Origin of the sequence: Hymenobacter volaticus (genome assembly GCF_022921055.1) — a bacterium.
Lineage (GTDB): Bacteria > Bacteroidota > Bacteroidia > Cytophagales > Hymenobacteraceae > Hymenobacter > Hymenobacter volaticus.
The window spans coordinates 218,579-232,866 of record NZ_CP095061.1; the positions used below are offsets into that span (position 1 = coordinate 218,579).

The window sequence follows — 14,288 nt, forward strand, 5'->3', positions numbered from 1 at the left end:
AACTCCTTTCTAAAGGAAAAGGTTGCCCCATTTTTTATGTCAATGGCCAAAAGGCCGAAACAAGCGCATTAAACGAGAAATAAAGGTAATAATCGGATAAAAAGAATAATAGATAGGATTTATCTATAGTTTACGCAGTTAGAGGGCCCAAAGATACGAGTATTTTCATGACGAACTGGCAACTGGGTTTAACCCTACCTGCCAATTAGTACGTTTCAGGCTCAACCTTGTGCCGAGCTTCGTAGTAAAGAAAGCAACTTCCTAAGGGTAGTTCTAGGCCAACCAGTGGGCATGTTGTAGGTCCAGAGCAACTAATAAAACCCGTCATACGAGACCGAATCTTTCATCCTATTATCCCGAAAACTTCATGAATAATTTCCAACCTAACTCTTTAGGTTTAGCCTTTCTCAAGCCGGTTGTGCTGCCAGCAAGCTTACTAGCTGCGCTGTTGGTTGGTGGTTGTTCCTCGCCCTCCAATACATCTAGTCAAGCTGGTGCCGCCACTGCCGCCGACTCTACAACTGCAGCTGCACCCCAAGCACCTGCCAATTCACCGCTACAGGTGGTAGCTGCGTTTAGGGAACCGCAAATTGTAGGGGTTGCAGTACTGCCTGATGGGCGAGTATTTGGTGACTTTCCGCGTTGGGACAACAACCCCGTTAACCCGGTTGCTGAAATCAGTACAGATGGATCTGTGAAGCCTTATCCGGACGCCGCTTGGTGCACTTGGAATGAAACAGTGCGCAACGAACCTCAAAAACATTGGATCTGTCCGCAGAGCGTATACGCCGACAAAACCGGTATGCTGTGGGTACTTGATCCAGCCTCGCCCAACATCAAAGGCACTGTAGTTGGCGGCCCGAAACTGGTAAAGATTGATCCGAAGACCAATAAGGTGGCGCAGAACATCAGCTTTCCAGAAAGTGTAGCCGCTCGTAAGTCATATCTCAATGACGTCCGGATTGATACCGAGCGCAACTACGCGTATATCACAGAGTCGGGTATCGGGGCTTTAGTGGTAGTAGATCTAAAATCTGGCAAGGCGCGCAAGGTACTGGAGAAACACCCTTCTATGCTCGGCGACACCACGCTAAATATTAAAGCGGATGGGCATGAGATGATAGACCCTACGGGCAAAAAGGCCCGCTTCAATGCCGATGGTATTGCGCTGAGCCAAGACTTTCAATACCTCTATTGGAAGCCACTGACTAGCTACAAACTATATCGTATCAAAACAGAAGCTTTGCGCAACGCAGCACTTACTGACGCTCAACTTGCGCAGCAAATAGAGGACTTAGGAAAAGTGCCTGCTTGCGACGGTATGGAGATTGATGCGCAGAATAACCTGTATATGACAGCGTTCGAAAACCACTCTCTTGTGCGTCGTACACCCGCTGGTAAAATTGAACCAGTAGTACAAGACCCTCGTCTTGAGTGGCCTGATACTTTTGCTTTCGGGCCGGACGGAATGCTTTACGTTACCAACTCGGCCATTCACAAAACGGCTACTTGGAACAAAGGAATTGGTCGGCAAGACCAGCCGTATCACATATTTAAAATGAAAATGACGCAATAGGCAGGTTCTCATTGTCTTATAGGTTGGCTTGCTTGAAATTTGTAGCAATCCTTTGCAGCATTTATGGTAACAGAAAGCTCTTTCCTGCGTTCAGGAAAGAGCTTTCTGTTTTATTTTGAATAGATTGGTTTGCTTCTTTGTTGAGCCAGCAAGTCCGTATCAAAAGCAATGATTTGATAATGAGCTAAATTCGTGTACTCGAATATGGGTTTTTGCCTCATTAACAGACTTGTTATCTTTACCCCCGACCCAACAGCTCCCACCGCATGGATGCATATTCTTATATCGCCAACGCCCACGGCGACTACATCGACCAACTCTACCAGACGTATAAGAACGACCCGGAAGCGGTTGACTTCGGCTGGCGGAAGTTTTTTGAGGGCTTTGATTTCTCCCAGCAGTACCCCGACGGCGATGTGCCGCAAGCCGTAGGCGAAGGGGTTCTCACGCAGTCTGCTTCTACCAACGGCACTGAGCAGATCCGCTCCGTCGATACCGTTTCGGCCGACAAGGAAACGCAGGTGCGTAACCTGATTCACGCCTACCGGAGCCGTGGCCACTTGCGTGCTAACACCAACCCAGTGCGGAAGCGCAAGGACCGCAAAGCTCGCCTTGACTTAGCTGATTTCGGACTGAGTGAAGCGGACCTGGATACGGTTTTCAAAAACGGCGAAGTACTAGGGCTAGGAGCCAACACCAAGCTGCGCGACATTGTAGCGGCGCTCGAGAAAGTGTACACGGGCACTATTGGCTTCGAGTACATGTACATCCGCGACCCGCAGGTGCTCGACTGGTTCCGTGAGAAAGTAGAGAAAGACTCGCTTAACTTCAACCCGAGCATTGAATATAAAAAGCGCATCCTTAGCAAGCTGAACGAAGCGGTTGTATTCGAGAACTTCTTGCACACCAAGTTTTTGGGACAGAAGCGCTTTTCCTTGGAAGGGGCGAAACCACCATCCCAGCGCTTGATGCTATTATTCAGCGTGGCGCAGAGCTTGGCGTCGAAGAAGTGGTGATTGGCATGGCCCACCGGGGCCGTCTGAACGTGCTAGCCAACATCATGGGCAAAACCTACGAGCAGATCTTCTCGGAATTCGAGGGCACTGCCGTACCGGACTTAACCATGGGCGACGGCGACGTGAAGTACCACATGGGCTATAGCAGCCAGGTGGATGCCGCAGGCCGGACAGTTAACCTCAAATTGGCTCCCAACCCTTCGCACCTCGAAGCGGTGAACCCGGTGGTGGAAGGTTTTGTGCGTGCTAAGCTAGACCACGGTTACGGCAACGACTACGATAAGATGCTGCCCATCCTTATCCACGGCGACGCAGCATTGGCTGGTCAGGGTATCGGCTTCGAAGTGACGCAGATGTCACAGCTGGAAGGCTATAAGACGGGCGGTACGGTACACTTTGTTATCAACAACCAAGTAGGATTCACCACCGACTTCGAAGACGCCCGTTCGTCTATCTACAGCACCGACCTAGCCAAGATTATTGATGCGCCCGTGATACACGTCAACGGCGACGACCCGGAGGCGGTAGTTTTTGCAGTGCGTTTAGCTACCGAGTACCGCCAGCAGTTCCACGCCGATATCTTTATTGATATGGTGTGCTACCGTCGCCACGGTCACAACGAATCGGACGAGCCGAAGTTCACGCAGCCGACGCTCTACAACATCATCAGCAAGCACCAGAATCCGCGCGAGGTCTACAATACCACCCTCGTGCAGCGCGGCGACGTAGATGCCGAACTGGCTGCGCATATGGACAAGGAGTTCCGTGAGACTCTCCAGGCGCGCCTGGATCTGGTGAAGCAGAAGCCTTTGCCTTACAATTATCAGGCTCTCGAAAATGAGTGGCGCAGCCTGCGCCGCAGCAAGCCCGAAGACTTCGACAAGTCGCCGGAGACGGGCATCAGTGAGGAAGTGGTAGCGAAAGTGGGTAAGGCCCTGACGACGCTACCTGAAGGCTTCCGCCCATTGAAGCAAATCGAAAAGCTCATTGAAGAGCGTAAGAAGATGTTCTTCGATACGCGGGTGCTCAACTGGGCCGCTGGTGAGTTACTGGCCTACGGCTCGTTGCTGAATGAAAAGCACATTGTGCGCGTGAGCGGTCAAGACGTACAACGCGGTACGTTCTCGCACCGTCATGCCGTTCTGCACGACGCCGAAACGTCGGCACCTTATAACTCGCTCAATAACATTGGTGAGGGCCAGGAGAAGCTAAACATCTACAACTCGCTGTTGAGCGAATATGGTGTGCTCGGCTTCGAGTTTGGCTATGCTATGGCTAACCCTACTGCTCTGGTAGTATGGGAAGCGCAGTTCGGTGACTTTGCCAACGGCGCGCAAACAATGATTGATCAGTTTGTGGTGTCATCGGAGAGCAAGTGGCAGCGGATGAACGGCTTAGTAATGTTGTTGCCCCACGGATACGAAGGCCAGGGCCCTGAGCACTCCAACGCCCGTCCTGAACGGTTCTTGCAATTAGCTGCTGAGAACAACATCGTGGTGGCTAACATGACCACACCGGCTAACTTCTTCCACGCCTTGCGCCGTCAGTTGACGTGGGAATTCCGCAAGCCGCTGGTTGTAATGTCGCCGAAGTCGATGCTACGCCACCCGCTGTGCGTATCGCCGATAGAAGAGTTCACCAGCGGTGGTTTCCGGGAAGTGCTCGGCGACACATTCGCTGATGCTAAAAAAGTGAAACGCGTGCTGTTGTGCTCTGGTAAGGTGTATTTCGACTTACTAGAGGAACAGCATAACTCGGGCCGTACGGACGTAGCCATCGTGCGGATGGAGCAGTTGCACCCATTCCCGAAAAAGCAACTAGACGCGGAGCTAGCGAAATATCCGAAGGCGAAAGTGTACTGGGTACAAGAGGAGCCCGAAAACATGGGTTACTGGAATTACCTGTTGCGCTTCATGCGCCGCGAGCTGGAAGATGTTATTGCGCGCAAGCCATCGGCTTCGCCAGCTACGGGCTACAACAAAGTGCACATCAAGGAGCAAAAAGAACTGGTTGCTCGTGCCTTCGATAAGCCTAAAGAGGCGGTGGCCGACTCTACTATCAAAGAGACTGTAGCCGTAGCCGACAAAAGCCAAGACGCATAAAAGGAGCGGTGCCCTAGCAACTGGTTAGGGCACCTACTTCGCGTTGTTTGCTCTATCGAATTACAATTCAATGAACTGCTGGCTACTTGCTGGCATCACAACCCCTCAACATCCCACTCATGGGTCTGGAAATCAAAATCCCCGCTGTTGGCGAGTCCATCACCGAAGTAACTATTGCCAAATGGCTGAAGCAGGACGGTGACTCAGTGAAGCGTGACGAAGTTATTGCCGAGCTGGAGTCAGACAAAGCAACGTTTGAGTTGCCTGCCGAAACGGATGGTATTCTGAAAATCCGCGTGGCGGAAGGGGAAACCATTGGCATAGGAACCGTCATTGCGGATATTGGTGGTAACGGTGCGGCGTCCGACGGCGCAACAGCGGCTCCGGCCGCGCCAGCACAAGCAGCTCCGGCGGCACCCGCCAAGCCGGCTGCTGATCCGGTAAGCCAAGGCGAGGAAAATCCGCAGGCCAGCAACCAAAGCGGCTATGGTGGTTCACAATCTGGGTCAGCCGATACCCCAACGGCAGCTTCAGCTCCGGCAGCAGCTCCAACGCAGGCGGCTCCGGCTACTAGCACTGGTGGTGCAGCGGTAGAGATGAAGATTCCGGCCGTAGGCGAATCGATTACGGAAGTAACCGTAGCGAAGTGGCTGAAAGCTGACGGCGCGCAAGTGCAGCGCGACGAAATCATTGCCGAGCTGGAATCAGACAAGGCAACTTTTGAACTGCCTGCTGAAGGCACCGGTACGTTGCGCCACGCTGCCAAAGAAGGCGAGACCATTGGTATTGGGGCAACTATTGCCCGCATTGAAGGTGGCAGCGGCGCTGCAGCTGCTTCCGCGGCTACTACGTCAGCACCAGCCGCTGCGCAAGCTGCTCCGGCAGCCGCTGCTGCACCGGCTACTTCAGCTACTACCAGCTACGCTACTGGTACACCTTCACCGGCTGCTGGCAAAATCCTTGGTGAAAAAGGTGTTAATGCAGCTGACGTGCAGGGCACGGGCCGCGACGGTCGCATTACCAAAGAAGACGCTCAGAACGCGCAGGCTCGCCCCGCTGCTCCGGCCCCGGCGGCGGCTCCGGTAGCTTCCAGCCCTGCTCCAGCGGCCAAGCCAATAGAAGCTGCTCAGCCTGCTTCCGGCAACCGCAACCAGCGCCGCGAGCGGATGAGCAACCTGCGCAAGACGGTAGCCCGCCGCTTGGTGTCGGTGAAGAACGAGACGGCCATGCTCACCACCTTCAACGAGGTGAACATGCAGCCCATTATGGACTTGCGCACCAAGTTCAAAGACAAGTTCAAGGAGAAAAACGGCGTGGGCTTAGGCTTTATGTCGTTCTTCACGAAAGCTGTGTGCGTAGCCTTGAAGGAATTCCCTTCCGTGAACGCGCAGATTGATGGTACCGACATTGTGTTCAACGACTTCTGCGACATCAGCATTGCCGTATCGGCTCCGAAAGGCTTGGTGGTGCCCGTGATTCGCAATGCAGAAGAACTGTCGTTTGATGGTATTGAGAAGGAAGTTGTACGTCTGGCTACCTTGGCCCGCGACAACAAGCTGACCATCGAGCAAATGACGGGCGGTACGTTCACCATCACCAACGGTGGCATATTCGGCTCGATGATGAGTACGCCAATCATCAACGCGCCACAATCGGCCATTCTGGGTATGCACAACATCGTGCAGCGCCCCATTGCTGAAAACGGCCAAGTAGTAATCCGCCCAATGATGTATCTGGCGCTAAGCTACGACCACCGTATTATCGATGGCCGCGAGTCAGTGTCGTTCTTGGTGCGTGTGAAAGAGTTGCTCGAAGACCCAACCCGCTTGCTGCTGGGTGTGTAGATTTTCGCTTCAGCTTACAGCAAACCAAAAGGGCTCCTTGCGCAATGCGAGGAGCCCTTTTGCTTGTGGGAATTTGGAAAGGAAGGAGTTGTGGAGGCTGTTTTTTAGTGGCTGTCAACTACTATGGATTGACAACCGCTAAAACATGGAGTGGGTGGTGGACTATCGGTTCGTCTAATCGACGGGAAGTTCTCGCGAACGAAGGATGCCTAACCGAGTGGCCATTTGCTGAGCAACTCGTTTTGCTTCTTCTGCTTTCGTACCAGCAAAATGCTCTTCTACGGTCGTAGAGAATAATTGTAGCCAATGCTCTACGTGGGCGCCACTACGGGGCAGTACCACTTGCTCGGGTAGTGGGTCGCCGCCCGATTGGCCTTTTCCAAGCAACGTGTTGCTCCAGTAATGGTATTGGGTAGTGAGATAGTGTGGCCAGTGAATACGAGCTGCAGCTCCGAAGCTGGCACCTAGCAACGTATCATTGGTGGCCTTAAAACATAACGTATCCACCAGCGTCTTAATGTCGCCTTCGGTCTGAATGTCGCGCAGATTAGCAGAGGTCTTCATGGGCAGATAGGGATAAATTGGGATGCTAGATACGTAGCGAATTTACGCAGGTTGCCCTAGTTTCGCTAATAATTTTTTATTGAAATTTTACAATCCAATTCGATATGCCTTTTTGCCTTTTAAACGCATTAAGGTATTAGTATGTTAAAAAACATATTAAGCTATTAAACCATTTTGGTCAACCTAATACAGTCTAGCAAAGCTCCATTCACGTCTCCACTCATGTTCTCGTTGGCTGGTTCCAAGCTTAGCAGTAGTGTATGAGCGCCTTCTGGCAAGTGCGCCACAACCACATTGCTGAAGCCCCAATCCGCCCACTCATCATCACCGCGCTGTGGTAACACTATCGTACCCAAGAATTGTTGATTGATACGCAGCGTACGGATAGCGCATTTGTTGCTGGTGTTGATAGGGCCGTTGCCATTGGCGTAGCGAATATCCACTGCGTAAGTGCCAGTAGCGGGCACAACCACAGTAGCTGCCACGCTTGGGTTTACGGTGGTGGTTTCTATAAATTTGCTATCAGTATAGCCCTGATCAGGCTGGTCTGACAGTGGGGTACTTGCTTCGATCCTGAATGTGAAACAAGCTTCCTCAATCCCGACAGGCAGCGGTTCGCTGGCAAAGCTCTCAAAGCCAAGTGCATCCACAGCCACCACTTGGTACTCGGTGTATGACGTAGGAATAGAAATTGGGAAACTAGTTTCGGTCGTGTGACCAACGCGCAACCCATTGCACAGCACCTGGTACTGGTTAGCGCCTTGTACCGCATGCCAGGAAAGATAACCGGCAGCATAGCTCACAACTGGAGTGGAAGGCGAAACGTGGTGAGCTACTTTGTTTTGAGCGCAAGCTGGCAGTGCTTCGTTGGTCAACTCTATATATAAAGTATGCCGACCGGTAAGGCTAGCGGGTACAGTAGCCTCTAGCAGTGGTTGACCATCGAGCGTACTAGTGCGGACCACGTTGCCGAAACCTTGCAACTCAATATCGAGTGTTGCTTGCCTGTAGCGGAAGCCGGTGAGCCGCCGCGTGCCTTGCAACGCTTGCGGTACGAACGGCCGGAATGCTAAGCCATCTGCCTGGAACTCCATACCGAACAAGCCCTTGTACACTAACCCTAACGCACCCGAAATACTCCAGAGCATCACGCTACTGTTGACTTGAGTGCCAGCAAAGTCGCCGTTGCTGGCTACAAAGTTTTCTTTGTTGGTCAGGAACAAAGCAGCTGGTCGGGCTAGAGCAGCAATGCTTTCCATGAAAGCCGTTTCGTTGCTGGCTTTGGCCGCGGCTAGTCCCCAGTAGCTTTCCACAAAAGGCCACACCCCGTTATTATGGTACGGTGGAATGCCTGGAATCTGCGGATAAATGCACGGAACACCGTAGTCCATCACAGGCGTACGGGCCACCACCGAGCGGCTACGCTCGGCATCAGCTATGCCAAACAATACTGTTAGTGCCTCACCCAAAGCTTCGGCGCGTGGCGAGAGTATTGGGTAGGTGCGGCCGTAGCGGTATTGTCCGTAGTAGCCTTTGTCGGGCAGCCACAGGTGCTGGTTGATAGCCGCTTTGATATTTTCTGCCTGGGCTTGGTGTTGCGTAGCGGCCTCGGCGTCGCCTAGCCGCGCGGCCATCAAAGCCAGCACTGCATTCGCTTGGTAATGGGCGGCGTTGGTGCCTAGGCATTCCGACTGGTAGATGTCCGCGGGTTGCATCCAACTTGGGTACGTCTGCTCGCGCCAATCCAGAAACGAGGACTCGCCGCGCACGAGACCCGTTGCGGGGTTGTAGGCATTAAGTTGGTCGTCTTCCACCGACCTTCTAATAATGGGGTACACTTGCTTCAGCCAGTCCTCGTCACCAGTGGTTAGGTAGATTTCCCAGGCCGCCGTCGCCCAGATAACCCGGTCAGTGGAGCAGGGGTAGGCACCGCCCGTGCCGGTGTCTTGCACGATGCGGCCATGCCGGGTAACCTTGCGTAGTAAGCTGGTTTTGGCTACCTCAGGTTGAAGAGCTGCCTGAGCCAGAATGATGCTGTAGCTGATGTCGCGGGTCCAGACGCCGGCCCATTCCTGGCCAGTGCGAAACGTGCCGTCGGGTTCTACGGCAAGTTTTGCTTCTTCTAAAGCCAGATTATAAAGCGCATCGAGTAGCGTGTAATCGGATGTGTACTGCGAAAACTCTGACACACCAAGGCTTTGCTTCCAGTGGCTGGTGGCTGTGCTGTTGTCTTCAGCGGGTGCACAGAACTGCACCGTGGTTTCGTAGATGCCGTTGCCATCGGGATCTAGCAGCTCTAGCTGCGGCAGATTGGCGAGACCAGCAAAGTCCCAATTCAGCGGCGGTGCGCTACCGACTACGTACACGTGCCGTAAGTCGTCTTTGTACAGCTGCTGCCCATTATATAAGGTGTAGAAACCTTGGCTCTCGAAAGCGGCCAATAGCGGCCGCAAATCCAGCCGGATCTTCAGCGGGGCGTTCGGGGCAAGGTAAGCGTCGGCGGGCAACGGCGTTCCGTCCTGGTACTGCTGCCCGAACACAATGGGTGGCGTTTCAGGTAAGGTACCATCCTCGTTGGGCAACACCACAAATGAGTGATGCTGGCCCGGTGGCAACTCATTGTCCTGGCCATTCAAGCTGAACTTGAAATTTACCTGTGGGCTTTGCAACTCATATGCGGGGCTCTGGTAATCAGATGTTAGCTCGGTGCGCGATAGTGCCCGTGCCGTGTGCTGACCTTGCACCAGCTTGTCGTGGTAGAGCGTGTAGGCGGCCGACTGCCATACAATACTTGCAGGAGTCGCTTCTTCAGTTGCTGCAGAAGGTGGAGGGGGTGGTTGTGCCATTTAATCAAGCGCCTAGTAAGCCAAGCGCGAATTGCGTACAGGTGGAAAAGCAAATGCGCAGCAAGGTGCACCACGAAATGGAAGAAGGCTTGATACCTGCCTCATTTTCCATTGGCTGTCCTGCCTGTATCAACCAAACGCAGCTACTGCACCCGCCTGATTACGCGCGCAGTAGCTAGGGCAACCTGAATGTATAGCAACTGCCTGACTTGATGTTGCGCCTTTCAGCTTAGGAATTGGCTTTTCGACCGCCTAGCACCACCAGCGCTACGGCTGCCACAATCAGGCTGGCGCCAAGCAACATCTGGGGGTTCAGTGCTTCGCCTGCAAATGCCCAACCCAGCAGCACGGCTACCACCGGATTCACAAACGCATACGTCCCCGCCAGGGCCGGCTCTACTACCCGCAGCAGCCAGATGTACGCCGTGAAAGCCACAATTGACCCAACGGAAACCAGATACCCATATGCCAGCCAAGACTTCGGCGTGACTTGCGCCAATTCGAAGCCTGCTGCTTCACCGCGCAACAGCCCCACCACGAGCATCAGTAAGCCGCCGCATAGCATCTGCATGCCACCCGACAGGAAAGGGGAGGGGCTCGGCTGGTTCTTTTTTGAATAGAGCGAGCCAATAGCCCATAAAAAGGCAGCTATTAGTACCAAGCTTACACCTAGTGTTTCGTGTCCTGGCAGTGCTACATGGTTGGCCTCCGACGTACGGGCCAGCAAATACACGCCGGCTAGTCCACACAGTAGCCCTATCGCTACCCACAGCGTAGGCCGCGCCGCGGTACCACTCCACCAGCCTAGCAGCGCCAGAAACATAGGCACCGTGGCTGCCAGCAGTGCCGCTAGCCCCGACGGAATGTATTGCTCGCCGAGCGTGACACCACCGTTGCCGAACGCGAGCAAGCAAATACCAATTATAAGCGCCTTCCGCCAGCCCGCCGTAGTGGGTGCTGGCTCTCCGCGCCAACGCATAAACCCGTAGAGCAAAGCTCCCGCCAGCGCGTAGCGCGTACCCGCCATTAGCAGTGGCGGCATCGAATCAATGGCGAACCGGATGCCTAAATAAGTGGAACCCCAGATGATATATACGGCCGCAAAAGCCAGCAGCACAGAAGCACGCGAGGGTGCGGAAGTTGAATTCATAGAGAAAGAATAGCGGCGCAAACTTAGCGCCCACTTCGACTTGCAACCATCCGAATAGTGCGGAGTTGGCACCAAAGTACCGCGGTAGCTACTTAGTCAGCTATATAAGGAGAAGAGTTGCTTAATATTGCTTGCTCATCCCGCGTGTTGTAAACGATACTGCTGCGGGCTAAGCGTAAATACCGACTTGAACAGCCGGCCAAACGAGCTAGGCGACTCGAAGCCCGCGTTGAGGCTAATATCCTGTACTGGCAACTCCGACTGCGTAAGCTGATGACAGGCTTTGGCCAGCCGTACGCTCGTCACGTACTGGTGGGGCGAGTAGCTAAACAGCTCCCGGAAGTGCCGCAGCAAATGGTTCTTGGAAAGCATGCTGGCACTGGCAATGGCATCCAGAGTAAGCGCTTCGGTGGCCTGCTCTTCAATAAACTCGCGGGCCAAGTGCAGACGCCGGTAGATTTCGAGGCGGGTGGTAGCCTTGATGGCCGATAGCCGGGCGGCCGTGTAGTGTACCGCGCGGCGGTGCGTCAGCAACAAGTTGAGCAAGATATGGTAGAGTTGCTCTTCTAGTTCCAACTCGGTCATGGGACGGGCTTCTAGTTGCTGGCGGAGCCGCGTGAGTTGGTGACGTAGGCGCGGCGTAGCCAGGAGTTCGTCTTCATAGAACCACACCGACGAGCCCCGGCGCTCAATGGGGTTGGCAAGCAAGACTTCATCGGAACCAGTGTCGGCGGCTACTTGCAGCAGCTGCGGGTCAAAGTAGATAGCAAGCCCATGCACCCATTCCGTAGACTGTATCGAGCTGGAATACAACTGCCCGGCATTGACAACCAAGCACCTGTCTTTCTCCACCGTAACCTTACGGTGCCGGATGTAATAGGCTTCTGTGCCCACAAACGAAAATTTCAACGATAGCCGGTCACTGTGAGTAGGCCAGCTACAGAACGTGCTCCGGGAATTGATAACCGTGTTCTGGCCAGTGGAATTCTTGAAAAAGGCAAAGTCCTGGAGCGACTTTTCTTCACTGTCAACTATCGACTGAATGTACATAGCATCTACCGCAAAGAAGGTGAAGAACAACAAAGGAACAGCGTACCGCTAGTTTATGCTGTGCCAATAACACCTTTTTCGCGGAAGACACGTGCGCTAGGGCCTCCAACAATACGTTGAGCTAGGCAGTGTGGCTATAGCAAGCAGCGTTTTGCTTGCAATGCCGTTCTTTACCGCACACTCCAGTTCTTCACTTGTGCGCTACTTCTCCTTCCTTCTAGCCGGCCTAATGAGCCTGGCTCATTTTGCATCGGCCCAACTCATGCAGCCTAAGGCTGTATTCACCCGCGCCGATTCTTTGCGAGGGGCTCTCACTCCCCTCCGCACCTGCTACGACATCAACTATTACCACTTGGATGTAAAGCTGGATGTGGAGCGCAAATCGCTCAGCGGCTCTAACCTGTTCCGCTTCACGGCCACCCAAGACTTCACCCGTCTCCAGTTCGACTTGTTCAACAACTTGGCTGTGGAAAAAGTGGAGTACCAAGGCAAAACAGTGCCCTATACCCGCGAAGCCAATGCCGTATTCCTAACATTCCCCGAGACTATCCGCAAGGGCAGCCGCGGCGAGTTTACCGTGTATTACTCCGGCCAACCAACGGTAGCGCAGCACGCGCCCTGGGACGGCGGCTTGGTTTTCACGCAGGATGCCAAAGGCAAGCCGTGGGTAGCCACTGCCTGCCAGGGAGTAGGCGCTAGCATCTGGTGGCCTACCAAAGACCACCAAGCCGACGAGGTGGACAGCATGCTGATCAGTGTGTCGGTGCCCAAAGGCCTGAAAGATGTATCAAATGGCCGTTTGCGCAAAACCACCGCCTTAAAGAATGGCTATACCCGTTTCGACTGGTTTGTGCGCAACCCCATCAACAACTACGATGTGGCTCTCAACGTGGGCGACTACACCCACTTCGGCGACACCTACGATGGGGAGAAAGGCAAACTAACTCTCGACTACTGGGTGCTCCCCGAAAATCTGGAGAAGGCCAAAAAGCAATTCGCGGCCAATGTGAAGCCCATGCTAAAGAGTATGGAGTCCTGGTTTGGCCCGTACCCTTTTTATGAGGATGGCTATAAGCTGGTCGATGCACCACACCTGGGCATGGAGCACCAAAGCGCCGTGGCCTACGGCAACAAGTACTTGAACGGCTACCTGGGCAAGGACCGCTCTAACAGCGGCTGGGGAATGAAGTGGGACTTCATCATCATCCACGAAAGCGGCCACGAGTGGTTCGGCAACAACATCACCTCTCGGGACATTGCGGATATGTGGGTGCACGAAAGTTTCACTACCTACTCGGAAGCTTTGTTTGTGGAAAGCCAGTTCGGTAAACAGGCAGGGCAGGAGTACATCCACGGCCAGCGGCGCAACATCCGTAATGATGGCCCCATCATCGGCCCGTACAACGTGAACAAGGAAGGCTCCGGCGACATGTACGACAAAGGCAGCAACATGCTCAACATGATCCGCACGGTTATCAACGACGACGCCAAGTGGCGACAAATCTTGCGCGGCCTCTCGCAAACCTTCTACCACCAAACCGTCACCACCGAGCAGATAGTAGGGTATATTAACCAGCAAAGCGGCCGCGACCTTACCCGCATCTTCGACCAATACCTACGCTATCCGGGCGTGCCGACTTTGGAATTACGTTTCGAAGATGGCAAAGCGCTGGCCCGCTGGATAGCCGACACACCGGGCTTCGACATGCCAATTCGCGTCCGCACCAAAGGCGGCGAGTACCGCTTTATCACTCCTACCACCAACTTCCAAACCATAGAGGTACCCAGCCTAACCAAAGAAAACGTCGAAGTAGATACCCTCAATTATTTCGTGGGCGTGCTAGTAGAGTAAAGCCTTGCGTATCGGTTGGATTAGTAATTCGATAACTACGCTAATTGAATATAACCAAGTTGGGAATAACAGAAGTTTTGGCGTCTCGATTTGGGATAAATTTCTAAATATTATAAAATTAAGATTGAGATTTAAGCTGGCATTCGCTGTTAGGTAAAGTGTAGTTCAGTGTTTTGAATAATTTTTAAGCTTAATAAAGTTATTGTACCTATTTTTGTACATTAAAACAGTTTAATTTAAGGTGGTTAGTTGAACAAAAGACTTTTTGCTACAGTTAGCGAAATGGTA

The 14,288-nt window shown here is 53.3% G+C and carries 7 protein-coding genes and 1 pseudogene; 4 read left to right on the forward strand and 4 right to left on the reverse strand.

Annotated features, from left to right (window positions below; all coding sequences use genetic code 11):
• Positions 1 to 367: 367 nt before the first annotated feature.
• The 3 genes and pseudogenes from MUN86_RS00915 (at position 368) to odhB (ending at position 6,538) form a co-directional block, all read left to right on the forward strand.
• Positions 368 to 1,576: an SMP-30/gluconolactonase/LRE family protein gene (locus MUN86_RS00915; RefSeq protein ID WP_245120714.1), complete on the forward strand. Its 1,209-nt coding sequence runs from the start codon at positions 368 to 370 to the stop codon at positions 1,574 to 1,576.
• 266 nt (positions 1,577 to 1,842) lie between these two features.
• Positions 1,843 to 4,694, forward strand: a pseudogene (locus tag MUN86_RS00920) (2-oxoglutarate dehydrogenase E1 component).
• A gap of 119 nt (positions 4,695 to 4,813) precedes the next feature.
• The gene (odhB, locus tag MUN86_RS00925; RefSeq protein ID WP_245125550.1) at positions 4,814 to 6,538 is read left to right on the forward strand and encodes a 2-oxoglutarate dehydrogenase complex dihydrolipoyllysine-residue succinyltransferase; all 1,725 of its coding nucleotides are present in this window, start codon (positions 4,814 to 4,816) and stop codon (positions 6,536 to 6,538) included.
• A gap of 174 nt (positions 6,539 to 6,712) precedes the next feature.
• Here odhB and MUN86_RS00930 read toward each other — a convergent pair whose 3' ends face one another.
• The 4 genes from MUN86_RS00930 to MUN86_RS00945 all read right to left on the reverse strand — a co-directional run bounded on the left by MUN86_RS00930 (position 6,713) and on the right by MUN86_RS00945 (position 12,181).
• Complete coding sequence (locus MUN86_RS00930; RefSeq protein ID WP_245120716.1) at positions 6,713 to 7,102, reverse strand: group III truncated hemoglobin; 390 nt, start codon at positions 7,100 to 7,102, stop codon at positions 6,713 to 6,715.
• Positions 7,103 to 7,266: 164 nt separating this feature from the next.
• Positions 7,267 to 9,948, reverse strand: coding sequence for an alpha-L-rhamnosidase-related protein (locus MUN86_RS00935; RefSeq protein ID WP_245120718.1), 2,682 nt, complete (start codon positions 9,946 to 9,948; stop codon positions 7,267 to 7,269).
• Positions 9,949 to 10,177: 229 nt separating this feature from the next.
• Entirely contained in the window at positions 10,178 to 11,098 is a 921-nt protein-coding gene (gene yedA / locus MUN86_RS00940) for a drug/metabolite exporter YedA (protein ID WP_245120720.1), read from the reverse strand.
• Positions 11,099 to 11,233: 135 nt separating this feature from the next.
• Positions 11,234 to 12,181 (reverse strand): helix-turn-helix domain-containing protein, encoded by a 948-nt coding sequence (locus MUN86_RS00945; protein ID WP_245120722.1) that lies wholly within the window; start codon positions 12,179 to 12,181, stop codon positions 11,234 to 11,236.
• Positions 12,182 to 12,344: 163 nt separating this feature from the next.
• Between MUN86_RS00945 and MUN86_RS00950 the strand changes: the two genes are divergently transcribed.
• Entirely contained in the window at positions 12,345 to 14,000 is a 1,656-nt protein-coding gene (locus tag MUN86_RS00950) for a M1 family metallopeptidase (RefSeq protein WP_245120723.1), read from the forward strand.
• Positions 14,001 to 14,288 lie beyond the last annotated feature (288 nt).

What these genes read in the sequence shown, in the direction of transcription:
- MUN86_RS00915 (WP_245120714.1), top strand. Translation starts at nt 368, where the DNA reads ATGAATAATTTCCAACCTAACTCTTTAGGTTTAGCCTTTCTCAAGCCG.
- odhB (WP_245125550.1), top strand. Translation starts at nt 4,814, where the DNA reads ATGGGTCTGGAAATCAAAATCCCCGCTGTTGGCGAGTCCATCACCGAA.
- MUN86_RS00930 (WP_245120716.1), bottom strand. Translation starts at nt 7,102, where the DNA reads ATGAAGACCTCTGCTAATCTGCGCGACATTCAGACCGAAGGCGACATT.
- MUN86_RS00935 (WP_245120718.1), bottom strand. Translation starts at nt 9,948, where the DNA reads ATGGCACAACCACCCCCTCCACCTTCTGCAGCAACTGAAGAAGCGACT.
- yedA (WP_245120720.1), bottom strand. Translation starts at nt 11,098, where the DNA reads ATGAATTCAACTTCCGCACCCTCGCGTGCTTCTGTGCTGCTGGCTTTT.